Below are 25,506 nucleotides of genomic sequence, written 5' to 3' on the forward strand. Positions count from 1 at the left end.
TTTAATATAAAAGCTTTAACGCCGCCCCGTCTGCAGAAGATTCAGCAGCAGTAAAGGCGCAGGTTGAAAAATTGATACCGGCCTTAAAAGCAAGCACCAATGATTCCTTATTTGTGCAGATAAACTCTGAAACAAAAACACCGTTGGCTTTTGTAGGTAAAGGTAAACTTGATCCTAAAATAGACTCTATTATGTTTAAAGCGGCACCGGGTACAATTTACGGGCCTTATATATCAAACGGCAGCTACAGCATTGCTAAGCTGGTTAATTACGAAGTAGGACCTGATTCGGTTTCGGCAAAACATATATTGCTTAACCCCACAATGGAAGGTGGCGTAGATAAAGCGTTGGCTAAAGCCGATTCAATAAAAAAAGTGATACAGAGCGGTAAAAAAACATTTGCCGATATGGCAAATATGTATTCTACTGATAAGGGCTCCGCAACAAAAGGGGGCGATCTGGGTACTTTTGGCCGTGGGGCTATGATACCGGCCTTTGAAGAGCCTGTATTTAACGGTAAAACCGGCGACTTTAAAATAGTTACTACACAATACGGTGTTCACCTTATTCAAATAGGCGCCCAAAAAGGGTCGTCAAAAGTGGTTAAGGTGGCTGTGGTTAATAAACCATTAACTGCAAGCAGCAAAACACAAACGGCAGCATACAGCAAAGCATCGGCATTTCTTGCCTCGCTTAACAATGATAATTTTGACCAGCAAGCCGGTAAAACAGGCTTGAAAAAAGGTGTTGCCGAAAATGTAAACGCATTGGCAGCTACCCTGCCAGGTTTAGATAATGCCCGCGATTTGGTAAGATGGGCGTATAAAGCCGACAAAGGTTCAATATCTGACCAGGTGTTTACCGTTGGCGACCAATACGTTGTAGCCCGCTTAACACAAATTAAGCCAAAAGGAACACTGGCACTGGATGTGGTTAAAAAACAAATTGAACCTGCAGTGCGCAACCATGTAAAAGCCAAAATGCTTACTGATAAAATAACAGCGGCATTAAACGGTTCGTCAACAATTGACCAGGTAGCACAAAAGGCCGGCAGTAAAGTAACGCCTTTACAAAACATAGTTTTTGCCAACCCTATTTTACCTGGTGTTGCTACCGAATATAAACTGGTAGGCACAGTGTTTGGATCGCAGCCTAATAAATTATCTAAACCGGTTGAAGGCCAAAGTGGGGTATATGTATTTACGGTTGACGGCTTTACAAACCCTGCACCGCTTAACAATGCGGTACGTCAAAGAGAACAAATAGCCCAGGCTATACTACAGCGTGCCCAAAATCAGGTGTTTGATGCTCTGAAAGATAAGGCGAATGTAAAAGATAACAGAGCGAAGTTCTTATAGAAGAAAATTAAAGTAATTTTGTATCCGGGATAGCGTTATAATACCTATTCCGGATTTTTTATTTTATGGGTTATGGAGATTCAGGAAAATATAATAAATAAAGTTGCCCAAAGCGGTCTGGTTACTTTAGATCCGGCTATGTTTTATACTAAAGGCGAGCGGGTGATATATGATATTGCCGCCAATTTGTTTCAAGGGCTGATATTACGTGAGAAGGATTTTAGGGAGTTTGTAAAAAGTCATGATTGGGAGCAATACACCGGCAAAAATGTAGGAATTATTTGCAGTGCTGATGCCATTGTACCGGCATGGGCCTATATGCTACTGGCTAACCGTATGGCGCCCTACGCTGCCGAAGTTGTTTTTGGCGACAAGGATGTGCTGGAAACGGTATTGTTTATAAAACAAATTGAGAAGCTGGATACCGAACAATACCGCGATCAGCGCCTGGTAATAAAAGGCTGCGGCGATGTGGACGTACCTGTATCAGCCTATGTTGAACTGGCCAAAAAACTTACACCGGTAGTAAAAAGCCTCATGTTTGGCGAACCCTGTTCAACCGTACCGCTATATAAGCGTAAAGATTAATGGATTAATTTTTGATAAGTTAAGAGTATGAAGAAATACTTTTTTGCCATCATACTTTTTAATATTTGCGCTGCCGCATTTGGGCAGGAACTAAAAATTGGAAAGGACCCGGTTTTTAAAATAGGCGAAGAATTGTCATATAGGTTAAAGTATGGGTTTTTTACCGGTGCCGAAGCTACGATTAAGGTAGAGGACGGCGGTAAAAAAATAAACGGCCATCCAACCTTCCACATTACGGCAAATGGCAAAACAGCGGGCACTTTTGATATTTTTTACAAAGTACGTAATCAGTACGAAACTTATATTGACCAGGAAACCCTGTTGCCCTATTTTTATACCGAGAACAGGCACGAGGGCAGTTACCGGCATACTGACAACGTTACTTTTAACCAGACTGAAGATAAAGTAACTGCCGACAAAGGCGTGTTTCCATTTAAGGGTGATGTGTTTGATTTTGTATCCGCTTATTATTTTGCCCGTAATATTGATGTATCAAAAGTTAAAATAGGCGAAAGGTTTGATATGAAGTACTTTTTGGAGGATGCTGTGCAAACCTTATCCATTACCTATATAGGCAAAGAGCAGGTTAAAACAAATTTTGGTACATTTAACTGCTTAAAGTTTAATCCCACAATTATACCGGGCAGGATATTCAGAAAAGATAGTAAACTGTATTTGTGGATAACAGATGATAATAACCGGATACCCGTTAAGGCTCATGTTGAACTTATAGTAGGCAGCATAACCATGGAGCTTACAGGTGCCAAAGGCTTAAAATATCCGCTAAACCCCATAAGTAAATGATGATAGAAGTTGGAAGTGTTTTGATACACGAAGACGTAGTAAAGAAAAACTTTGTATGCAATTTAAATAAATGCAAAGGCGCTTGTTGTTTGGAGGGCGATTCGGGCGCGCCTTTAAATAATGATGAGCTGCATATACTGGATGAGATATACCCCAAAGTAAAACCCTACATGACCCAAAAAGGTATTGACACCGTTGAAAAAGTGGGTACTTATGTTGAGGACTTTGAGGGCGATTATACTACCCCATGCGTAGATGTTAATAAAGAATGTGCCTATGTGATTTGGGAAGATGGTATTACCAAATGTGCTATTGAAAAGGCGCATGAAGAAGGGGTTATTGATTGGAAAAAGCCCATATCATGCCATTTATATCCAATACGTATTACCAAATATCCTGAGTTTGATGTATTGAATTATGATCGGTGGAGTATTTGTAGCCCGGCATGCAGTTTTGGAGATGAACTACAGGTACGCGTGCATGAATTTTTAAAAGCTCCGCTGATAAGAAAGTATGGAGAAGATTGGTACAAAGAATTGGAAGAAAACGTAGCCTGTATGTGATGGCAACATTACAATTCGGTTAAAAACACATATTTTACGCAATTTATCGATAATATTGCGGTAGTATTGCTGCCAATATTTATGAAAACAGCCTTAATTACAGGTATTACTGGCCAGGACGGTGCTTACTTAGCAGAGTTTTTATTAAAAAAGGGCTACATGGTGCATGGCGTTAAGCGTAGGTCGTCATTATTTAATACTGAACGTATTGACCATTTATACCACGATCAGCATGATCAAGGCGTTAAGTTTAAATTGCATTACGGCGATTTGACCGACTCGACTAACTTAATACGAATAATACAGGAAACACAACCCGACGAAATATATAACCTGGCCGCCCAAAGCCATGTAAAAGTAAGTTTTGAAACGCCCGAATATACCGCTAATGCCGATGGTGTTGGCGTATTACGTGTACTTGAAGCCGTAAGGATATTAGGGCTTACCCAAAAAACGCGTATTTACCAGGCATCCACATCTGAATTGTATGGGCTGGTACAGGAAGTGCCTCAAAAAGAAACTACCCCTTTTTATCCGCGCTCGCCTTATGCAGTAGCCAAGCTATATGGTTATTGGATAATAGTGAACTATCGCGAAGCTTATAATATGTATGCCTGCAATGGAATACTTTTTAATCATGAAAGCCCTGTACGCGGTGAAACATTTGTTACCCGTAAAATTACCCGTGCAGCGTGCAAAATAGCCCTTGGGCTGCAAAATTGCTTATATGTGGGTAACTTATCCGCCAAACGCGATTGGGGCCATGCTAAAGATTATGTTAAGGCCATGTGGCTGATGCTGCAACAGGATAAGCCCGAAGATTTTGTAATTGCTACGGGAGTAACTACCACCGTTAGAGATTTTATAAGGATGGCGTTTGCCGAATTAGGTATTGAAATTGAGTTTAGCGGCAAGGATGAAAATGAAAAAGGGGTTATAATTGATGTTGACCTGGAAAAAATAAATGAACTTGGGCTGGATGAAACCACTTTAAAAGGCGGCCAAACCATAGTTAGGGTAGACAGCGCATACTTTAGGCCAACCGAAGTGGAGTTGCTAATAGGCGATGCTACAAAGGCTAAAGAGAGGTTAGGCTGGGTGCCTGAATATAACCTACAGGCGCTCGTTGCTGATATGGTGCAAGCTGACCTGCAAATAGCAAAAAAGAACGATTACTTAAAAAGAAGCGGTTTTAAAACGCTCAATTATTTTGAATAAATAAACATCACATCTGCTACTACATGAAAAAAATAATTTACACATTAATAGCCTTTTTATTACTTACTGCGGTTGCAAAGGCACAGTCGCAATATCAGCCTTATTCGTACCAATTTTATCAAAAATTTAATGAGGATGTTTACTCAACCAAAACAAGGGTACATAGCAGTTTAAAACCCTTTTTTATTGATGATAGCCTGTTAAAGCATAAATATGATTCGTTAATGAATGTGGGAGTGGATACTATCGGTCATCATACGTGGCTGTACCGAAAAATATATAACGAACATACAATTGATGTAAAAGACAAAGAATATACTTTTTTTGCCGATTTTCTGGGTGACCTAATTGGTGGTAAGGATATTTCAAATAAAAAAAATACCTGGATAAATACAAGGGGATACCAGTTGGGCGGCACGGTTGGAAAAAACTTTTATTTTTATTCGCAGGGGTTTGAAAACCAGGCGGTATTTCCATCCTATTTTAATACTTATATCAAACAGGTAGGCATAGTACCCGGTCAGGCTTATGATAGAAGCTATGGAAAAAAATCATATTCAGATTGGTCAGATGTAACGGCCTTAGTATCCTATACGCCCGTAAAATATCTTAATATAACTGCAGGTCACGGTAAAAATTTTATAGGTGATGGTTATCGTTCGCAATTATTATCAGATTATGCGTCGGCATACCCTTTTTTAAAGTTAACTGCTAATTTGGGTAACGTTAAATATATGGCTATGTGGAGCTATATGGTTGATCCGGCGGCACCGTCTGTAAACTATACTAACGGTTACCACAATAAATGGGGCGTATTTCATTACCTTGACTGGAACGTAAACAATCGCCTGTCAGTAGGTTTTTTTGACGCAGTGATATGGGCCAATGTGGATAGTTTGGGCACATACCGGGGATTTGAATATAGCTATGCTAACCCTGTAATATTTTTAAGGCCGGTTGAGGCGTCAAACGGTTCTCCGGACAATGCGATTATCGGCTTTACCGGAAAGTATAAAATATCAGACGGTATTACCGCTTATGGGCAGTTTGTATTGGATGAGTTTGAATCAAAGCACTTTTTTTCGGGCGATGGAAGCTCACGTAATAAATATAGCTTCCAGTTAGGTGTGCGGGGGGCCAATTTGTTTAAAATACGATCATTAAATTATTTGCTTGAATATAATGGGGCCACGCCATATACTTACTCTGAAAAGTGGAACATAATAAATTATAGCGAACAAGGTGAGCCCCTTGCACATCCCTTTGGCGCAAATTATAAAGAGTTGATAGGTTTGTTAAATTATAGTTATAAACGGTTTGATTTTAGCGGAGAGATACAATATGCAAAATACGGACTGGATATAAACGGATTAAATTATGGTAAGGATATTTTTATGAATTATGGGTACCCTGCTAAAGTATTAGGTAACTATATTGGTCAGGGGCTTACTACCAATTTGTATTATGGCGAAGCAAAGGTGGCTTACCTGATTAATCCCAAAATTAATTTCCGAATTGAGTTGGCCGCTCTTTTTAGGCGAGAGCAGAACGCGGATTTTTTAGATAGAACAAGTATGTTTACTATTGGATTGCGCAGCTCGTTCCGTACCATTTATAATGACATTGCTGCTTACAGGACACATAAATAGTGATTAGAGATTGGTTAATTAGCGATTAGTGATATCTCCAACTGGTACTAATCGCTAATTAACCAATCTCTAATCACTAACTGGCAATTGTGTGTTTATTAGTTTTAATACCTGCGTTGCGCACCGCTGAGGCTATGCCCTGGTCATTATAGCCGCATTCGGCCCAAAGTTCATGCTGTTCACCATGCTCAATAACCAGGTCGGGTATGCCAAGGCGCGAAACGTTGGCTTTATAGTTATTATCAGCCATAAACTCAATAACGGCGCTGCCCATGCCGCCTTCAAGGCAGCCATCTTCTACAGTAATAACCTTATTAAATTTTTTAAATACTTCATGCAACAAAGTTTCATCAAGCGGCTTTACAAAACGCAGGTCGTAATGTGCCGGATAGTAGCCTTCAGCATTCAATTCGGCAATGGCTTTTACAGCCTCGTTACCAATGTGCCCAATAGTTAAAATGGCTATATCTTCGCCATCGCATATTTTGCGGCCCTTGCCAACCTGTATAGCTTTAAAAGGGCGTTGCCAGTCAACCATCACACCCTGCCCGCGTGGGTAGCGTATTACAAACGGCCCCATGTTATCCTGCTGGGCGGTATACATCAGGTTGCGCAATTCTTCCTCATTCATGGGTGCGCTTACCGTCATATTAGGTATACAACGCATAAAAGCCAAATCATAAGCGCCATGGTGGGTTGATCCATCAGCACCGGCAATGCCAGCCCTGTCTAAACAAAAAACAACATTAAGCTTTTGTATAGCCACATCGTGTATCACCTGGTCATAAGCCCGCTGCATAAAGCTGGAGTAAATATTACAAAACGGTATCAAGCCCTGCGTAGCCAATCCTGCCGAAAATGTTACCGCGTGTTGCTCGGCAATGCCCACATCAAAAGCACGGTTAGGCATGGCCTTCATCATCAGGTTAAGTGAACAGCCTGAGGGCATAGCCGGTGTAATGCCCATAATTTTTAAATTTTGTTCGGCCAGTTCAATAATACTATGGCCAAACACATCCTGGTATTTAGGCGGCTGCGGTTTTTCGAATTTGATTTTTTTGATCTCGCCGGTAATTTTATCAAAAAGGCCGGGAGCGTGCCATTTGGTTTGGTCCTTTTCGGCCAAAGCATAGCCTTTGCCTTTGGTGGTAATACAATGTAAAATTTTTGGGCCGGGTATATCACGCAGATCGCGCAGCACTTTAACCAGGTGTTTTACATCGTGCCCGTCAATAGGGCCAAAATATCTGAATTTAAGGGCCTCAAAAAAGTTGCTTCTCTTTAACAAAGTTCCCTTAATGCTTTTTTCTATTTTTTGTGCCATGTTATAGGCATCGGGCCCAATGGCCGAAAGTTTGGCCAAAATGCTCGCAATATCATCCCTGAAACGATTATAGGGTTTTGATACGGTGATATCAGTTAAATATTCTTTCAATGCCCCCACATTAGGGTCAATGGCCATGTTGTTGTCATTCAGTATAACCAGTATGTTGGTGTTTTCAATACCTGCATGGTTAAGTGCCTCAAAAGCTATACCTGCCGTCATGGCGCCATCGCCAATTACGGCTACGTGCTGCCTGTCGGTCTCGCCTTTGTATTGCGACGCTACAGCCATACCTAAAGCTGCCGATATAGAAGTTGATGAATGGCCCACGCCAAAGGTGTCATATTCGCTTTCGCCGCGTTTAGGGAAACCACTTAATCCTTTATAAATACGGTTGGTATGAAAATCCTCACGACGGCCTGTTAATATTTTATGGCCGTAAGCCTGATGGCCAACATCCCACACCAATTGATCGTAAGGTGTGTTTAATACATATTGCAGGGCTACTGTTAATTCAACCACACCCAAACTGGCGGCAAAATGCCCACCGTTTACTGATACTATGTCAATAATATATTGGCGCAGCTCCTGGCACAACTGTTCAAGCTCGTCTTCCTTAAGTTTCTTTAAGTCAGAAGGATAGTTTATTTTTTGAAGTAAATCGCCGGCCTTAACTTGCATTAACAGTATTTAAAATAATAAACTTACAAATTAACTAAGTTTATTTGGTAAAATCAGGACAATTAACGGGTATTATTGTTTGATGTTTATAATTTTATGGTTTTACAGGTTAACCCGTATTTTTGAAGATGATGGATGACGAAAGCTTTGCTATAAAACTGCCACAATTTGAAGGACCCTTTGATTTGTTGCTGTTTTTTATTGAGCGCGATGAGTTAGACATCCATGATATACCCATTGCCCGCATTACCGACGATTTTTTGAACTACATACACCAAATGGTGAGCCTGAATATTGAACTGGCCAGCGAGTTTATTTTTGTGGCGGCCACTTTAATGCGTATTAAAGCCAAAATGCTGCTGCCCCGGTACGAAGCAGAAAATGGCGAAAATGAAATTGACCATAAAGAAGAACTTATACGCAAACTGATTGAGTATAAAAAGTTTAAAGAAATTTGTGAAGAATTAAAACCTTACGAAGAAGAACGTTTTAAACAGGAAAAGCGCGGAAATATAGCTTACGACCTTGAGAAGGCCGAAAAAATTGCCCAGCCCGGCGAAGAACTGACCGACGTAAGTTTGTATAAACTGATGATGGTTTATGACAGGTTGATGAAGCGTTACGCCAACCGTGCCGAGGAGGTTAAACACACCGTTGAGCAATACCCCTATACCATTGAAAAACAAAAGCAAGCCATTGATGGACTGTTGAGAATTAATAAAATGATGGATTTTAAGGCCATTGCCCAAAACTCAGATAACAAGGTGCATTTTGTATATAATTTTTTAGCGGTTTTAGAGATGCTGCAGCAGGAGTTGATTGATATACAAATTGGTTTGGGCTATAATAATTTTTGGATATCGGCTAAAGCCGGTAATTAGTAGTTAGTTAATTGGAGATTAGTGTTTATATTGGATGATAAATGAAACAACTGTTTAAAAAAATATTTTCTCCTTTCAATAAACTATGGCTGCTAAGCAGCTTGCCCGATAGGAAATTAAAAGGGAGTCATTTTTATTTTTCGAGGATAAAAACGTACGCCGATAATAGCATCAGGATAACCGGGTGCCTGCTTGACGAAGCACGGATAGTTGTAGAGGGTAAAAACAATACCATTATTGCCGAAGAGGGTTTTATAGCCCGCACCGAAATTTTAATAATAGGCAATAACAATAAAATTATTTTGGGTAAGGGTGTAAAACTACGCGGTGCCATAATAAATATGCGCGGCGAAAGCTGCAGCATTGTTATTGGCGAAGGCACTACTTTTGGCGGCGTAAGGATGATAAACGTGGGTAAAAATAATGCGATAACTATTGGCTCGAATTGCTTATTCTCTGATGGTATTGAACTTTGGGCCAGCGATACCCATGCTATATTAGATGAGAGCGGGGCTTTTATTAACCCCGAAAAGCCAATTACCATAGGTAATAATGTATGGGTAGGTAGCAAGGTAACCATACTTAAAGGCATAACCATTGGTGATGGCAGCATTATAGGGCTCGGATCTGTAGTCACCAAAGATGTGCCTGCAAAAGTTATCAGCGCGGGGTATCCCAACAAAACTTTAAAAGAAAATATTAGCTGGCAGCTTGATTACCCTAAGCAATAATTATTTGCTCCAGATGCCTGTATCGCGCTGATTAATAATAAGTTTTACCTGATAAGTTAAAAATACATTAATAATTACCGACAGTATAATATTAGCTACTACTGTGCCTGATACGCCTATCAGCCTTATTAAGAAAATTGATAACGGTATGTTTAATACGGCGGTAACCAACACCAGTATCAATTGTATTTTTAATTTGCCAATGCCGTTAAGCGCGGTGGCATAAATGCCTTGCCAGGCTGCTGTAACCATAAATATGGTCATATATAGCGAAAGCAACGTGGGTATATTTACTTTATCACCTATCCATATCTTATAAAACACGGGCGAAATAACAAAAAGCACAACGGCAAAACCGCAAATGCCTAACCAAAGTATCCTCATTTTTTTGATGGAGCTTTTTATCCAATCCATATCCTTTTTGGCATAGGCATCAGTAAAAGCGCTCCAGTAGGGGGCAAGCATTATAACAAACACCGTACTGGTTAATGAAAAATAGCGGTACGCCAGATTAAAGGTAGTAACATCATGCGGGCCAAGTGTGCGGGTAATAACAATATTGTCCGTTTCAAAAAGTATAAGTGCGCCCACCTGTATTAAAAAGAAAATACCGCCCGCATTCATCAGGCTTTTAGCGCTGCTCATATCAATGGCGCTTAACCGGGGCAAATATGCTTTTAAGCTGGTGCTGAAAAAGAAAACATTGGCCAACAAAAACACTACCGCCGGCGAGCCGCCTATAACAATAACCAGTACCGTTAAATTGCTTTTAACAAAAAGGGTAAGTAGGAACACCAGGGTCAAACTCAATAACTGGCCCAATAAATTTATTAATGACGATTTAAACTGCTGATGCGTAGCAATTAAAATGCTGTTTATAGGCTGCAAAAAAAACTGCGTACAAAAGGACGCTAATGTAATTACAATAATGGGCCATATAGGGTAGCTAACAGCTGCGTTAACATTAAGCAACAGGTTCCAGTTAAAAAACGAACCTGCAATAAACCCTACTATAAAAACGCCTGTGGCTATTAAAAATAATATGGCGTAGGTTGTGCTTACATATTTTACAATATTATCGCGTTCATCCAGTGCCAGCGAGTGCGCCATTTTATTGCGCAAACCATTACCCAGGCCAATATCAAAAGTGCTTATCCAGCCAACAAGGCCGCTTATTACCAGCCAAACGCCATATTGCTTATCGTTTACATAATCAATAGTTAATCGGGTAAGCAAAAACACGGTTAACACACTGCCGCCCCGTATTAAAAAAGAATAAAAAATATTCTTTTTTATCATCAGCGTGCGCTCATGCCCAACTTTAAAAAAACCTTGTACTTTATTAATTAAAAATGATAGCATCAGCTAATCTTATGTATGTAATTGCCTTTATTGTTTGTAGAACTCAATAAGTTTGGCTGCGTTTTTTTCAACCACGTAATTGTCTTCTACAAAAGCCTTGGCTGCTGCTTTAATGTTAGTAGCATTAATTGCACCCCCAGCCACATCCTGTATAAATTTAACATAGTTTTGCGGTTGGTCAATATCAATTACATAGCCCGTTTTTTTATCAACTATTACATTGGCAAGGCCGGGGGCATTATTAACCAGCGCAAGGCCATTATAATACATAGCCTCCAGCAGGGCTATTGATAGTCCCTCAAATAACGACGGCATCATATAAATATCAGCCAGCAATAATAATTCGGGTACATCTTTACGGTTGCCGGTAAAAATTACCTGCGCATCAAGTCCCAATTTTTTTGATAATGTTTTTTCAGCAGGCTCGTCATCGCCGGTACCTACATGCAGGTAACAAACTTTTAGTCCCGCCTGATTAAGTAAGGGTATCAAATCAAAAATAAACCCATGGTTTTTTATGTATGAGCAGCCGCCCACCGATATCATTACAAAAGTATCCGGCGCAATGCCTAACTCTTCACGTTTTAACTTACTTACAGTTTCCCTTCGGCTTAAAAGATCAGGGTTAAGCTTTATCCAGTTATTAATAACAATGCTTTTATTAAAAAACACCTGCTCCTCATTTAACTGTACCGCCGTGCCTATGGAGTGGTTTTTTACGCCCAGCCAGGTAGCAATATTGCGGTGCAGGGCACGTTTATAACGCAACCAGCCGGTAAATTCCCAGTTGTTGTGGAATGTTCTTACAATGTTATTGTGCCCGGTTAGTTTAAGTATAATTACTTTCCACACATAATAGTTTTCACTATGTATGTGCACAACATCAAACTTGTTTTTTTTAAAGTATTTAAAAAGGTTTGCAAACAACGTGAATGCCCCCTCCGCCCCAACCGAATCAACATGATACCCAACTTCGCGCATGGGCTGTTCAAACTTACCGGGGTTTGGGTAGCAGGCCAGCAGGGTAGTATCAATTTTATTTTCTTTAAAAACTCCCGCTGCCTGATAAAGCATTATTTCGGCGCCCGAGTATTCAATGGCATTTAAAATATGTATTACTTTCATTAATAAAATTGTGTGGTAATTATATACATCGTTGCCTTGCAGTACTTGTAAATGTAAAAAAAATATTCATTTTACATTTAATGGTGCAGGTGTGTAAAAACAGCCAACAGGAATAACCATATATAATTTGGCTTGTGTGTGGTATGCCCTCATAAACTACCTTAAAACGCACCATAAGCATAGCCGAATTTGGCCAATGTTGGTAACTGTAATTTATACACAAAAAAGCACTAAATATCTAATCTTTAGCAGCTAATAGCTATCAATTTATTACCTTAGGGGCGTTTTTAAAATAGTATGAAAAGAGACAAATTAATATTTAAGCTGTTAGATGAAGAACAACAGCGCCAGGAAGAAGGACTGGAGCTTATAGCATCAGAAAACTTTGTAAGCAGGCAGGTAATGGAAGCTGCAGGATCTGTAGCTACCAATAAATATGCCGAAGGTTTGCCGGGCAAACGTTACTATGGCGGCTGCCAGATTGTTGATGAGATTGAGACCATTGCAATTGAGCGCGCAAAACAACTGTTTAATGCCGAATGGGTTAATGTGCAGCCACACTCAGGCGCACAAGCTAACGCAGCGGTAATGTTGGCATGTTTGCAGCCCGGCGATAAAATATTAGGATTTGATCTTTCGCACGGGGGGCACTTAACACATGGCTCAAGTGTAAACTTTTCGGGCAAATTATACGAGCCTCATTTTTATGGGGTACGTAAGGATAACGGCCTTGTTGATTACGATCAGCTTAAAAAAGTAGCCCTGGCCGAAAAACCTAAAATGATCATTTGCGGAGCCTCGGCATATTCGCGCGATTGGGATTATGCCTTTATACGCAAGGTGGCCGATAAAATTGGTGCACTTGTACTGGCTGATATTTCGCACCCGGCGGGCCTTATTGCCCGTGGTTTACTAACAGATCCGCTTCCGCATTGCCATATAGTTACTACCACCACCCATAAAACCCTGCGCGGCCCGCGTGGTGGCATGATTATGATGGGTAAGGATTTTGAGAACCCCTGGGGTTTAAAAACACCAAAAGGCGAAGTAAAGATGATGTCGGCTTTGTTGGATATGGCTGTTTTTCCGGGTACGCAGGGTGGACCGCTTGAGCATATTATTGCAGCAAAAGCTATTGCTTTTGGCGAGGCATTAAGCGAAAGCTATATGAAATACATATTGCAGGTTAAAAAGAATGGTGCTGCAATAGCCAAAGCCTTTATTGACCGCGGCTACGAGATCGTGTCAGGCGGTACCGATAACCACCTGGTATTGATAGACCTGCGCAATAAGAACATTACCGGTAAAGCTGCCGAGAATGCACTGGTTATTGCTGATATAACGGTAAATAAAAACATGGTGCCCTATGATGATAAATCACCATTTACCACCTCGGGTATACGTGTGGGTACTGCTGCGGTAACTACGCGCGGTATGAAGGAAAAACAAATGGTACAGATAGTGGAGTTGATTGATGAGGTGATCAATAACCCCGAAGACGAACAATCATTAAAGAAAGTACGTAAAAAGGTGCATAAGCTAACGGAACAATTTCCGTTATATAGTGACACCGATAAAAATGCTTAAAAAGCAGGCAAATATTAATGACGATGTAGAAGCTAAGCGCCTTAAAGCGCTTAGTTCATACAACGTTTTGGATACACTGCCCGAAAAAGAATACGATGCTATAAGTCGCCTGGCGTCCTATATATGCCAGGTGCCTATTGCGCTCATCACCTTAGTTGACGATGACCGCCAATGGTTTAAATCAAAAGTAGGTATGGACATCAGCGAAACTTCGCGCGCTGATTCATTTTGTCAATATACCATCCTTCATAACGAAATTCTTGAAATTAATAATACACTTGAGGATGAAACCTTTAAAGAGAATCCTTTTGTTAAGGGCGATGCTCATATAAGGTTTTATGCAGGTGCGCCGCTAATTGATCCTGACGGGTATCGATTAGGGTCGCTATGTGTTATTGATATGGTGCCACGAACGCTTACTGATGAACAGCGCGATGCCTTACGGACATTGGCTGATGAGGTGATGTCGCGCTTGTTGTTAAAAAAACAAAAGCAAGAATTGGAACGGTCATTAAAGGTGCACCAGGATCTTTATGAATTGTTCAATATATCGCCAGAGATACATTACATAGCCGACGCGCAATCAAATATCCAATTGATAAGCAACGCGGTGAAAGATGTTTTAGGTTACGAACCGCAGCAAACTATTGGCAAATCGTTATGGCAATTTGTGGTTGACAATAACCGCGAGCAATTTGTACCGCTAATTGAAAAGGCTGTAGCAACCCAACAACCATTTTATATTGAGACCCCTGCCATAGCTGCCGATGGACAGACGCGTTGGATAGGTTGGAGTGCTATATATAAAGACGGTAAATGGTATGCCAGCGGGCGCGATATTACTTATCAAAAGAAAATACTGGCAGAGTTGGAGCAGCTTTCGCTGGTGGCCAGTAAAATGATAAACGGTGTTATCATTAGCGATGCTGATGATAAAGTTATATGGACAAACCAGGCATTTGAAAAAATAACCGGCTATGAGTTTGCCGATGTAGCTAATAAACGCCTGCGCGATGTGGTTGATGACGATGCCAATAGCATTGAAGTGTACCGCGAACTTATCAGTAAAAAACAATCATACTCTATACAGGTTCATGTCAGCCGTAAAAGCGGCGAAAAAATATGGTTATCGTTAATTAACTCGGTTATTTATGGCGAAACAGGAGATGTAGAGAAATACATACGATTGATTGTTGACATAACCAAACAAAAGTCAGCCCAAAAGGACCTCGAAATATTGTCATTTGCGGCGCGTAAATCGCCCAGCGGAATGCTTACCCGCGACAATGATGGTAAAGTAGTATGGATGAATGAGGCCATGGAGCGAATTACTGGCTATACCCTTGATGAAATGAAGGGTAGGGCATTCGGTAATTTGTTGATAGGAGAGGGTACTGACAAGGAAGTGCTTAACGCGGCAATTAAAGCACGCGACGAAAACAAGCCGTTTGACATAGAACTGTTGATATACAAAAAGGACGGCACTCCGATATGGGTGGCGTCATCAAACAGTCCCTTGTTAGATGAAACCGGGGGTGTAGAACGCCAGATAAGCACCATGCTTGATATTACCCAGCGTAAAAATGCCGAAGAGGAGCTTAAACTACTTTCGTTAGTAGCCAGTAACACAACCAGTGGTGTAGTTATTAATAACAATAAAGGTGAGATTGAATGGGTTAACCATGCTTTTGAAGATATTACGGGTTATACCTTAGATGATACTAAAAGCAAACACCTGGGCGATATTTTGCAGGGCGAGCTTACCGATACTGCAATTATTGAAAAAGGGCGCGAGCTATCAGAAAAGAAACAATCATTTGAGGTTGACTTGTTGGGCTATCGTAAAGACGGGCAACCTATATGGCTCACGGTTATCAACTCGGTAATACTAAACAAGGATGGCGCAGTTGATAAATACATTGAAGTAGTAATTGATATCAGTTCAAAAAAGAAGGTAGAGTTAAAGCTGATAGCGGCAAAAGAAGAAGCCCAGCAATTGAACCGGGCTAAAGATATGTTTATATCGGTAATGAGCCATGAAATACGCACGCCCCTTAACGCGGTTATAGGTATGTCGCGCTTGCTGTATGATGATGAACATTTGGAAAGCCAGGACGAGAACCTAAATATCTTGCGGTTTTCTGCCCAAAACCTGATGGTACTGATAAATGATGTGCTTGACTTTACTAAGATTGAAACCGGCAACGTTGAACTGGAAAAAGCGGATGTTGACTTAACGCAATTGGTAAAAAGCATAACCGATTCGATGCAATTTAAAGCCGCCGAAAAAAATATCTATCTCACCTACAGTATTGATAGCCTTTTACCACAAATAGTGATAGGAGATAGTACAAGGCTATCGCAAATTTTACTAAATTTGGTGGGCAACGCCATGAAATTTACTGAGAAGGGCGGCGTAAGTGTTAACTTAAAAGTAGTTGAGCAAAATAAAGAGAGTGCGCGTATACGTTTTTCGGTAAAAGATACAGGTATTGGTATTGCAAGTAATAAATTAAATACCATATTTGAATCATTTAAACAAGCCGAAGCAAATACAACCCGTAAATATGGCGGTACAGGTTTAGGTCTTGCTATTAGTAAGCGGTTAATTGAACTGCATAATTCGCGCATAAATGTTGATAGTGTACAAGGAGAAGGATCTGACTTTTGGTTTACTATAACATTCAATAAAACTAACGATACAAAAAATAACAACAAAAAGGTGGAAACTACATTAAATATCAAGGTATTGGTTGTTGATGATAATCAAATTAACCGGTTGTTGATCAATAAGATACTTACTAAATGGGGTGCCGTTGCTGAGTTTGCAGAGAATGGGATTGAAGCCATTAGTAAAGCCGAAGCCACACATGATTATGACGCGATTTTGATGGATATAAATATGCCGCAAATGGGCGGCATGGAAGCCACACAGATATTACGTGCCAAACCTGAACCATATTTTCAAAATGTACCCATTATAGCCTTAACGGCATCAATGCTTACCAACGAAATGGGCGAGATAACCGTTGCCGGTATGACCGATTACATACTAAAGCCATTTGAACCTGCCATTTTGTTTGAGAAATTGAGTAAGTATCAGAAGCAGTGATTAGTTAATTAGAGATTAGAGATTAGTGATTTGTTATACTTGATAGACAGAGCAACTAATCACTAATCACAGGTCACTAATCTCTGTCACTCCGCATACGCAATAGTGGCTATGCTTAGTTTTAATCCGGATATTTTAAGAAGTTCGGTGCCGCAGGCTTCTAATGTTGAGCCGGTGGTAACAATATCGTCTACCAATAAAACGTGTTTATTTTCCAGTTTGCTGCTATTGGTTACCTTAAATACCTCCTGCATATTTTCAAACCTTAAAAATCTTGATCTATGCGTTTGCGTTTCGGTAGCCCTTATACGTACCAAAATATTGTCGTTTACAACACCGGGTAGTTTTGTGGCTAGTCCCTCCGCAAAACATTTGCTTTGGTTATAACCACGTTCTTTTAGCCTGGTTTTATGCAAAGGCACCGGTATAATATAATCAACTGTTTTAAAAGTATCATTTTGCATCAATTGGCTGCCCGCAATACTTCCTAATAAATTACCTATACGAAACATTCCCTTATATTTAAAATGGTGCATCAGGTTTTGCACTTTACCGCCTTTGGCAAAATAATATAAAGCATAAGCCCCCTCCACATTAAGTTTGCCCCAAAACTGCCGCGCAACAATATTATCAGCCTGTAGGTGAAAATTGGTAAAGGGTAAAGTATAACGGCATTGGGTACACATTAGCTGCTCGGTTGCTATCAGGCTTTCGCCGCAGGCCGGGCAAAGTTCGGGGAACAATAGCGAAATAAAATCAGCTATGCATGACAGTTTCATACCACAAGATAATTAAAAAACAGATAGTTACAGCTTTTCGGCTTCCAATAATTTAATATGTGCTATCAAATTATTTACCTCCAATTGTAACGAACCGTTATATACGCCCCTTATTCGTCCTTTAGCATCAACCAGTACCATGTTTTCGGTATGTAAAAAATCATCGCTGCCTTTTGTAAAGCCTGCAGCGTCATCAGCAAAATACGATTGTCGGGCCAGTTTATAAATATCAGGCTGGTTGCCGGTTAGCAGCCACCAATTATTACTGTTAATATGGTGAGTTTGGCCGTATTTTAGTAAAACAGGTACACTATCGTGACGCGGTGTTACGCTATGCGAAAGAACAAGCACCCGCCTGTCATTTTCAAAAGTTTGCGCCACCTTTGCCAGGTTATCCATTATGGGCGGGCAAATATTTCGGCATGAGGTAAAGAAAAAATTGGCTACGTATATTTTACCGGTGGTATTTTTATTGGTTATGGTATTACCCAGTTGGTTGGTTAAATTAAATGGGGCTATAGTATGTATGCTTTTATAACCAGCATCCTGTGGGCTAAGCCATAATGGTGTAAAATCCGGCGTATTATAAAAAGGCAGCCCGGTATTTTTTAGGGGCTTATGGCATGCCGCAAACAGCATTAACAAAAAAATAAGTTTACCGGTATTTTTCATTTTTAAATACATTTTTACAGAGTTTACGACCAATAAGCCCATACTGCTGTCCGTCCTTTACCACATAGTTGGCGCGTATGGTGCCGTTAGACCACCACATTTGCTGGCGTCCGTTCTCATGCCCGTTTTTATAATTAAAAAAGCGATAAAGGGTATTATTACTAAACCACTCTTTGGCCGGGCCGTTATGTTCATCATCAACAAAATAATATTCAAACTTAGGGCTGCCGTTTGGCCACCACCCGCGGTGTATACCCTGTTTTTTGCCATCGGCAAATAGCCTTTCCTGCTCGGGCTTGTTGTTGGCATACCAGCCTTTCATCAAACCTTCGGCTTTGCCATGATAATAAGGAGTAACACGTTCATAGTTTCCGCCCGGGAACTTGCGGTATAGCCTGCCCGAAAAAAGGGTATCGTTATAATAAAGTGCGCCGCCGCTACGGGTTAAATGCACATCATATTCATTTACCCAGCGGTTGGGTATAGCTTTACTGTCATACCTTACATAGGCCACGCTTAGTATTACAACAATAAAGCCTAGTAAGGTTATACTATTGCGAAACAGTTCCCGGTGTCCCATAAAATCCATTTCCATTAATGTAAGGGTCGGCAGCGGTGGTATGGTAATGATAAATACCGCCCGGATAATCAGCAGTGGCGGCTATATGGCCATGATAAGCATCTAAATCGGCATTGGTAATCGTTTTACCATTTTCCATTGGCCCATAAACCGGGAAACCATCCAGTAAAAAACCTATTAAAGCATCTTTTCCCTTGGTGGTGGTAAGATAGTAGGGTTCGGCATGGTAATGATATTGGCCCTGTTGCTGCGGGTGGCCGTTATATTGGTCAAAGCTATTAACCTCGCCGGTTAAGGGAGTACCGCCGGCAGCATACTGGTTAAAAATAGGTACGCCATTTATAGCCACGCCCATAGGGCCCAACGGTGTTGCCGAGTGTGTAGTTGCAACTGTAGGGTTTAACGGTATTTTAAAAGTGATATCACTCTCGGCAATGGTGTTTGGATTTTGATTCCATAACGGGTTAGTGCCATTATAAGCTTCGTATTTGGTACTGGCCCATTGAGTGTTTTTATAGTATGGCGACTTATGATCGGGCAGGCTGGTGGTTTTAATTACCAGGTAGTTGCCGTCAACATACATATCGGTAGTATTGTATATTTTTTTATAAATATCAGGTACAGGCGCGGTGCCTGTGGTTTTTGTGGTGGTGGTGGTAGTAGTAGTTGATGTAAGGCTATTATCCTTTTTGCAGGATATGATACCAATAAATAAAGCGGACAGGCCGTATGCTAAGTGTGCAGGTTTGATTTTCATAATTAAAGGAATTTATATCATTAGATGTGAGCTGATATAAATTCCTTCGCTTATTTTTTAATTATTAAAATCCCGGTGGGGGGCCACCCTGTGGAGGTCCACCATTTGGTGGCGGTCCGCCGCCCGGTGGCCTTCCAAATGGCGGTGGTCCACCTGGAGGGGGCATCATATCCCTATCGGGTGGCCCTCCCGGTGGCGGGCCCATGCCATCAGGCGGTGGTCCGCCGGGCCTGCCCATTCCCGGCCGCCGTGGTCCGCCGGGATGTTCACCTTTGCCCATTCTTCTTGGAGGTGGCATCCTGTCATCACGTCCCGGTGGGCGCATCTGTTGTGGTGGCGGCCCGCCCTGTGGTCCGTTTTGTGGGCCACCCATCATGTGCAGTGCGTTTTGTACAATTTTATCAAACCTGGTTTTTTGATCGTTATCAAGTATTGTCCTTAGTTTACGGAAATGAAACAGCGTTGTACTATCCAGCGTGGCTGTATTAGCCGTTATCTTTTTTTCTAACGAGTCAGTCGCTTTTGTATTTAAAACAGGTGTTTGAATGTTTTCAAAATATGCATCGCGCAGCTGCCGGATCTGCTCGTTAAGCGCCTTTGTTTTTTCAAAATGATGCTCGCGCAAAGTATCGTATTGTTTAATTTGAGCAGGTGTTAATTTTAACTCCTTTATTAAATATTCATTAGCGCGTTGCGGCGGGTCGGGCGGCGGTGGCGGCGACATACGGTACTTGGTAAACCAAAGCGACCCTAACAACACGCAATTAATAATTACCAGCAGGATAACTATAATCATCAAAAATTTAAAGTTTTTCATATTAACTGTTTAATAACTGTTTAAACTATTATTTAGCCCGTAAGCATTGGCAAATGCATCAGCGCCTGTATAATTTTTGGTATTAGCAGTATTGGGTTTTTGTTTTAATACATAAAAGCTGATCCCGTTTATACAGATAAATAAGCACAATACCGCCGCAAGGCGCACCATTAGTTTATTATACGTTATGCGGGTTAATGCCTGTTTGCTTACCATGCGGTTTGCAATTTTGGCATGTAAAAACGCATTAGCCTCCAGTTGTTGCAAGCTATCAACGCTGTTTAAGGTTTGCTGTACCTCATTTTCTATGTCCTGTTTATTTTTCATATTCAGATGAATAATAATTGATCAATAATTTTTTTAGGTTGCCCTTTGCCCGCATTAACAGTGATTCTACCGCGCCTTCATTCAACTCCATTATTTCTGCTATTTTTTGCTGGCTCAGGTCCTGCATTTTTTGCAGCATAAATGCTGTTTTTTGTTTTTCGGGCAGTTGGTTTATCGCCTTAAATAATATTGCCGACCGCTCCTTGTTTTCTGTCAGTACACCCGGATGTATAAAATCGGGCGGGTCATGCAGCAATTCGTTATTTAAACCAAACAAGCCTGATAAAAACCCCGCCCTTTTTTTTCTTTTTTTATGACGGATGAAATCAGCAGCCTGTGTAATGCTTATGCGATATATCCAGGTACTAAGCTTACATTGCTGTTTAAACCGGCCAATGTTTTCGTACACCTTAATAAATACGTCCTGCGTTACATCCTCCGCATCTTCCATGTTTTGCACAAACCCCAATACGGTATTGTACACCATATTTTTATAGGTATCCACTACGGTTTTAAAAGCATTTTCATTGCCTTTAATTAAACAAGCAATCAATTCCTGTTCTGTCAATTCGGGCTGTGATATGGTATTTGACGATGGTTTGTTAAAATTCCTTCGCCGGTAATAAAGATAAAAGCTTAAAGCGAAAAGCAGAAAGTTATTTACTCATCTACCAAAGCTTTAAGCGTTTAGCTTTGTGCTTTCAGCTTTAATAGCCAATTGTCCGCAGGCGGCGTCAATATCTTTACCGCGGCTGCGGCGCAGGTGGGTGTTTACGCCCTGTTTGCGCAGGTAAGCGGCAAAGGCCTCTACCTTGTCTTCGCCGGCGTTTATATAGGATGCGAATGATATGGGGTTATATTCAATAATATTTACTTTACAGGGCAGGTGTTTGCAAAATTTGGCCAGTTCGGCAGCATCCTCAATATTGTCATTAAAACCATCAAAAATAATATACTCGTAGGTTACCGGGTTCTTGGTTTTGGCATAGTAATATTTCAGGGCCTCGGCCAGTGCTTTTAATGAGTTTTGTTCATTAATGGGCATAATAGTGTTGCGTTTTTCGTCATTAGCCGCATGTAATGATAGCGCCAGGTTAAATTTTACCTGGTCATCGCCCAGTTTTTTTATCATTTTGGCTATACCTGCGGTTGATACCGTTATGCGTTTAGCCGCCATATTTAACCCTTCTTCGGATGTTATTTTTTCAACCGAATCCATCACGTTCTTGTAATTTAGCAACGGCTCGCCCATGCCCATGTAAACAATATTACTTAATGGGGCACCATAGTTTTCGCGGGCCTGCTTATCAATTAAAACAACCTGGTCATATATTTCATCCGGGTTTAGGTTGCGTTTGCGTTCCATGTAGCCGGTAGCGCAAAATTTGCAGGTAAGGCTGCAACCTACTTGCGATGATACACAGGCCGTCATCCGCCCCGGTGTCGGAATTAAAACACCCTCAATTAAGTGGGTATCATGTAAAATAAAAGAATTTTTTATAGTTTTATCAGCACTAACTTGTGATGTGTGAATTTTTACATTATTAATGATAAAATTTTCATCCAATTTAGTGCGAAGTTCTTTTGAAATGTTGCTCATCTCATTGAAAGAAAAGCATGATTTTTTCCATAGCCACTCGTACACTTGATTAGCCCTGAAGCTTTTTTCGTTCAATTGAACAAAATTCTTTTGCAGGCTTTCCAGGCTAAGGCTGCGGATATCAATTTTGGGTTTTACAGTATTCACGCTGCAAAAATACGAAAATTAAAAATCTATCTTTTTTTTAAAAAATTATTCATAAAATTAAAAACAATAATTATAGGTTAACTGTAATTATTTTTCTGAAAGGTTTTACAAACGGGATAAGTAACTGTTAAAGTTATATTGAATGAAAATTTTTAGAGCCGATTACGTTTTTCCTGTTTGTGCCGATCCAATTAAAGATGGAGTTGTAATAGTAGATGATACAGGTAAAATACTTTCTGTTACCGATGACATCCCTCCCAGCGCAGTTAATGAACCCATTGAACAATTGAGCGGCAGCTTATGCCCCGGGTTTATAAATACACACTGCCATATTGAACTTTCGCACCTTAAAGATAAAATACCGGCCGGAAAAGGGCTTATAGATTTTATTAAACATATTTTGCAGGTTAGACATACCGATAGCAAAGATATTGCGGCAGCCGCCGCTAAAGCGGATAATGATATGTATGAAAATGGTATTGTCGCAGTAGGCGATATATCAAACAACAACATAACCGCCGCGCTTAAAACCAACAGTAAAATATACTACCATACGTTTGTGGAGGTTTTGGGTTTTACCCCGGACAAAGCCAATGAGGTATTTGCCGCGGCCCTTGAAGTGTTAAAAGATTTTAAAGGCCAATCATGCTCCGTTACCCCGCACGCCCCCTATACAGTATCAAAAGAGTTATTTAAGCTGATAAAAAAATGCAGCGATACCAATAAAAACTTATTGAGCATACACAACCAGGAATGCGAGGACGAGAATAAATTTTACCGCTATAAATTGGGTGGGTTTAATGACCTGTACGCGCATTTGGGTGTTGATATCACCTATTTTAAACCTCAGGCACGTAATTCAATACAGTCGGTAATACCGCTGTTAAGCAACAAGCAAAATATACTAATGGTACATAATACGTGTACCAATTTAAAGGACATTTATTTTATAAAACGGTTTGACCGTAAAATACACTGGTGCTTTTGCCCCAATGCCAATTTGTATATAGAGAAGCAATTACCCAAAGTTGAATTGTTTATTGATCAAGGGTTTAACATTACCTTGGGTACTGATAGCCTGGCATCAAACAGTAAGTTGTGCATACTAAACGAAATGCTTACCCTACAGCAAAAATTCCCGACTTTAAGTACCGCCAAATTAATGCAATGGGGTACCATAAACGGAGCCAGGTTTTTGGGTATTGATGGCGAAAAAGGCAGCCTGGAGCCAGGCAAAACCCCCGGCCTTAATTTAATAACCGGTATGGACGGCCTAAAGCTTACCGCCCAGGCAAAAGTTAAGCGATTGATTTAGTATCTATTTGCCGTTTGTTGCGTCAACCCATTTTTTAATTTTGACTTTTTACTTTTTACTTAAAATGAAACACTTAAACATCACCATAAAAGGCAAGGTACAGGGTGTTTTTTTCAGGGCATCAACTAAAGCCGTTGCCGACCAACTGGGCGTACGCGGTATAATTAAAAATGAACCCAACGGCGATATTTTTATGGAAGCCGAAGCTGATAACGCCACACTCGAAATGTTTTTAGACTGGTGCCACGAAGGGCCCGAAGAGGCACACGTTACTGCTGTTGAAAGTAATGAGGGCGAATTAAAAAACTATCGTAATTTTGAAATATTAAAACGGGGATTGTTTAAATAAAATCCTAATTACTTAATTGCAATAACTATAACTATTGTCAACAGCTAAAAAATTTGCAGGGCAAACCGCCATATATGGGTTAAGCACTATAGTAAGGAGGTTATTGAGCGCTCTGCTTACTCCGTTATTTACAGGAGCATACCTGCCTAAAGTTTACAGCATTTTTAGTACCATGTTTAGCTGGGCCTCTATATTTCAGGCCGTGCTTGCGTTTGGTATGGAAACAACTTTTTTTAGGTATTTAAACAAGTTTCCTGATAAAAAAAGGCAAGTTTATAATAATGGTTTCTGGATAATATTAGTGGTAACCATACTATTTGTATCACTTACCTTGCCTTTTACACATACTTTGGCAGGGCTTATAAAAATAGGTAAGGACATCCCACAAAGTGAATTTGAGCTTTTCATAAAATACTTTATCGCTATTTTAGTGATTGATGCATGGTGTGTAATACCATTTGCCAAGTTACGTGCGGATGGCAGACCGATAAAATATGGTGTGATCAATGTTATAAACATTATAATCACCTGTTTTTTCAACATCCTTTTTATTATAATCATCCCCTATTGGATTAACCACCAATTTTCGGGTTGGCAATGGTTTGCAGGCTGGTATGTACACGGATGGGTAGCCTATGCGTTCATCTCAAATTTAATAGCAAGCGCCGTCACTTTTTTAATGCTGGTACCTGAGATGTTTGGATTGCAGCTAAAGTTTGATAAAGCGATGTCAAAAGAGATGTTGATTTATAGCCTGCCTATTTTAGTCGCTAATTTATCTTATATTATAAATGAGAATCTGGATAAGTTATTATTAGGTAAATTATTACCGGACAACATCAGCACATTACAAGTTGGAATTTATTCCGGCTGTGCCAGATTGGCTATTTTTGCCAGCTTGTTTAATCAGGCTTTCAGGATGGGTGCCGAGCCATTCTTTTTTAGTCATGCAAAAAACAAGAATGCCGGCACTACGTATGCTAAAATAATGGACTATTTTGTTATTACCATGTGTTTAATGTTTTTAGGTGTGGTAGCTAATATTGAAATTTTAAAGCATTACGTAAATAATAAGGCGTACTGGGTAGGTTTAGATGTAGTACCGCCGTTGCTGTTTGGTTATGTTGCGTTAGGTGTTTACATGAATTTATCAGTATGGTACAAACTGTCTGATCAAACC

The 25,506-nt window shown here is 40.4% G+C and carries 24 protein-coding genes; 13 read left to right on the forward strand and 11 right to left on the reverse strand.

Going from position 1 to position 25,506, the window contains the following annotated elements; genetic code table 11:
* Window positions 1-71: 71 nt before the first annotated feature.
* The 6 genes from ABI367_RS15025 to ABI367_RS15050 all read left to right on the forward strand — a co-directional run bounded on the left by ABI367_RS15025 (window position 72) and on the right by ABI367_RS15050 (window position 6,180).
* On the forward strand, window positions 72-1,358 hold the full coding sequence (locus ABI367_RS15025) for a peptidylprolyl isomerase (protein WP_462227496.1): 1,287 nt from the start codon (window positions 72-74) through the stop codon (window positions 1,356-1,358).
* A 72-nt stretch (window positions 1,359-1,430) separates the two neighbouring features.
* Window positions 1,431-1,946: a DUF2480 family protein gene (locus ABI367_RS15030; protein WP_462227497.1), complete on the forward strand. Its 516-nt coding sequence runs from the start codon at window positions 1,431-1,433 to the stop codon at window positions 1,944-1,946.
* 27 nt (window positions 1,947-1,973) lie between these two features.
* The gene (locus ABI367_RS15035; RefSeq protein ID WP_462227498.1) at window positions 1,974-2,750 is read left to right on the forward strand and encodes a DUF3108 domain-containing protein; all 777 of its coding nucleotides are present in this window, start codon (window positions 1,974-1,976) and stop codon (window positions 2,748-2,750) included.
* Window positions 2,750-3,313, forward strand: coding sequence for a DUF3109 family protein (locus tag ABI367_RS15040; protein WP_462227523.1), 564 nt, complete (start codon window positions 2,750-2,752; stop codon window positions 3,311-3,313). Before ABI367_RS15035 ends, ABI367_RS15040 begins: the two co-directional genes overlap by 1 nt.
* Before the next feature lie 81 nt (window positions 3,314-3,394).
* The gene (gene gmd, locus ABI367_RS15045; RefSeq protein WP_462227500.1) at window positions 3,395-4,531 is read left to right on the forward strand and encodes a GDP-mannose 4,6-dehydratase; all 1,137 of its coding nucleotides are present in this window, start codon (window positions 3,395-3,397) and stop codon (window positions 4,529-4,531) included.
* A 23-nt stretch (window positions 4,532-4,554) separates the two neighbouring features.
* Window positions 4,555-6,180 carry a gliding motility protein RemB gene (locus ABI367_RS15050; protein WP_462227501.1) on the forward strand — a complete coding sequence of 542 codons (1,626 nt, stop codon included), beginning with the start codon at window positions 4,555-4,557 and terminating at the stop codon, window positions 6,178-6,180.
* 76 nt (window positions 6,181-6,256) lie between these two features.
* On the opposite strand, the gene dxs is transcribed toward ABI367_RS15050, so the two are convergent.
* A complete protein-coding gene (dxs, locus tag ABI367_RS15055) occupies window positions 6,257-8,185 on the reverse strand; it encodes a 1-deoxy-D-xylulose-5-phosphate synthase (protein ID WP_462227502.1) in 1,929 nt (642 codons plus the stop codon).
* 128 nt (window positions 8,186-8,313) lie between these two features.
* Here dxs and ABI367_RS15060 point away from each other — a divergent pair, with 128 nt between their 5' ends.
* Together ABI367_RS15060 and ABI367_RS15065 are read left to right on the forward strand one after the other, a co-directional pair.
* Entirely contained in the window at window positions 8,314-9,066 is a 753-nt protein-coding gene (locus tag ABI367_RS15060; protein WP_462227503.1) for a segregation and condensation protein A, read from the forward strand.
* A 41-nt stretch (window positions 9,067-9,107) separates the two neighbouring features.
* Window positions 9,108-9,797: an acyltransferase gene (locus tag ABI367_RS15065; protein WP_462227504.1), complete on the forward strand. Its 690-nt coding sequence runs from the start codon at window positions 9,108-9,110 to the stop codon at window positions 9,795-9,797.
* Here ABI367_RS15065 and ABI367_RS15070 read toward each other — a convergent pair whose 3' ends face one another.
* Window positions 9,798-11,159 carry a lipopolysaccharide biosynthesis protein gene (locus ABI367_RS15070; RefSeq protein WP_462227506.1) on the reverse strand — a complete coding sequence of 454 codons (1,362 nt, stop codon included), beginning with the start codon at window positions 11,157-11,159 and terminating at the stop codon, window positions 9,798-9,800.
* A 27-nt stretch (window positions 11,160-11,186) separates the two neighbouring features.
* Entirely contained in the window at window positions 11,187-12,284 is a 1,098-nt protein-coding gene (locus ABI367_RS15075; RefSeq protein WP_462227508.1) for a glycosyltransferase, read from the reverse strand.
* Window positions 12,285-12,581: 297 nt separating this feature from the next.
* On the opposite strand from ABI367_RS15075, the gene ABI367_RS15080 reads away from it, so the two are divergent.
* Both ABI367_RS15080 and ABI367_RS15085 read left to right on the forward strand, forming a co-directional pair.
* Window positions 12,582-13,871 (forward strand): serine hydroxymethyltransferase, encoded by a 1,290-nt coding sequence (locus ABI367_RS15080; RefSeq protein ID WP_462227509.1) that lies wholly within the window; start codon window positions 12,582-12,584, stop codon window positions 13,869-13,871.
* Window positions 13,864-16,983, forward strand: a complete 3,120-nt coding sequence (locus ABI367_RS15085) for a PAS domain S-box protein (RefSeq protein WP_462227510.1) — start codon at window positions 13,864-13,866, stop codon at window positions 16,981-16,983. The genes ABI367_RS15080 and ABI367_RS15085 overlap by 8 nt, the downstream gene beginning before the upstream one ends.
* An 86-nt stretch (window positions 16,984-17,069) precedes the next feature.
* Here the strand turns inward: ABI367_RS15085 and ABI367_RS15090 are convergent, their stop codons facing one another.
* The 8 genes from ABI367_RS15090 to rlmN all read right to left on the reverse strand — a co-directional run bounded on the left by ABI367_RS15090 (window position 17,070) and on the right by rlmN (window position 22,662).
* The gene (locus ABI367_RS15090) at window positions 17,070-17,762 is read right to left on the reverse strand and encodes a ComF family protein (RefSeq protein ID WP_462227511.1); all 693 of its coding nucleotides are present in this window, start codon (window positions 17,760-17,762) and stop codon (window positions 17,070-17,072) included.
* 27 nt (window positions 17,763-17,789) lie between these two features.
* Entirely contained in the window at window positions 17,790-18,434 is a 645-nt protein-coding gene (locus ABI367_RS15095) for an SCO family protein (protein WP_462227512.1), read from the reverse strand.
* Window positions 18,418-19,029 carry a toxin-antitoxin system YwqK family antitoxin gene (locus tag ABI367_RS15100; RefSeq protein ID WP_462227513.1) on the reverse strand — a complete coding sequence of 204 codons (612 nt, stop codon included), beginning with the start codon at window positions 19,027-19,029 and terminating at the stop codon, window positions 18,418-18,420. The genes ABI367_RS15095 and ABI367_RS15100 overlap by 17 nt, the downstream gene beginning before the upstream one ends.
* The gene (locus ABI367_RS15105) at window positions 18,986-19,771 is read right to left on the reverse strand and encodes a YHYH protein (RefSeq protein WP_462227514.1); all 786 of its coding nucleotides are present in this window, start codon (window positions 19,769-19,771) and stop codon (window positions 18,986-18,988) included. The genes ABI367_RS15100 and ABI367_RS15105 overlap by 44 nt, the downstream gene beginning before the upstream one ends.
* A gap of 64 nt (window positions 19,772-19,835) precedes the next feature.
* Window positions 19,836-20,588, reverse strand: coding sequence for a Spy/CpxP family protein refolding chaperone (locus ABI367_RS15110; RefSeq protein ID WP_462227515.1), 753 nt, complete (start codon window positions 20,586-20,588; stop codon window positions 19,836-19,838).
* A gap of 9 nt (window positions 20,589-20,597) precedes the next feature.
* Window positions 20,598-20,915: a hypothetical protein gene (locus tag ABI367_RS15115; protein ID WP_462227516.1), complete on the reverse strand. Its 318-nt coding sequence runs from the start codon at window positions 20,913-20,915 to the stop codon at window positions 20,598-20,600.
* The gene (locus ABI367_RS15120; RefSeq protein WP_462227517.1) at window positions 20,905-21,483 is read right to left on the reverse strand and encodes an RNA polymerase sigma factor; all 579 of its coding nucleotides are present in this window, start codon (window positions 21,481-21,483) and stop codon (window positions 20,905-20,907) included. The genes ABI367_RS15115 and ABI367_RS15120 overlap by 11 nt, the downstream gene beginning before the upstream one ends.
* Before the next feature lie 111 nt (window positions 21,484-21,594).
* Window positions 21,595-22,662 carry a dual-specificity RNA methyltransferase RlmN gene (gene rlmN, locus ABI367_RS15125; protein WP_462227519.1) on the reverse strand — a complete coding sequence of 356 codons (1,068 nt, stop codon included), beginning with the start codon at window positions 22,660-22,662 and terminating at the stop codon, window positions 21,595-21,597.
* Window positions 22,663-22,804: 142 nt separating this feature from the next.
* On the opposite strand from rlmN, the gene ABI367_RS15130 reads away from it, so the two are divergent.
* The 3 genes from ABI367_RS15130 to ABI367_RS15140 all read left to right on the forward strand — a co-directional run.
* A complete protein-coding gene (locus tag ABI367_RS15130) occupies window positions 22,805-23,977 on the forward strand; it encodes an amidohydrolase family protein (protein WP_462227520.1) in 1,173 nt (390 codons plus the stop codon).
* A 64-nt stretch (window positions 23,978-24,041) separates the two neighbouring features.
* Complete coding sequence (locus ABI367_RS15135) at window positions 24,042-24,326, forward strand: acylphosphatase (RefSeq protein ID WP_462227521.1); 285 nt, start codon at window positions 24,042-24,044, stop codon at window positions 24,324-24,326.
* A 34-nt stretch (window positions 24,327-24,360) separates the two neighbouring features.
* On the forward strand, window positions 24,361-25,506 hold a 1,146-nt coding region (locus ABI367_RS15140), incomplete at its 3' end, for a lipopolysaccharide biosynthesis protein (RefSeq protein ID WP_462227522.1).

This window comes from Mucilaginibacter sp. (genome assembly GCF_039935595.1).
Taxonomy (GTDB): domain Bacteria; phylum Bacteroidota; class Bacteroidia; order Sphingobacteriales; family Sphingobacteriaceae; genus Mucilaginibacter.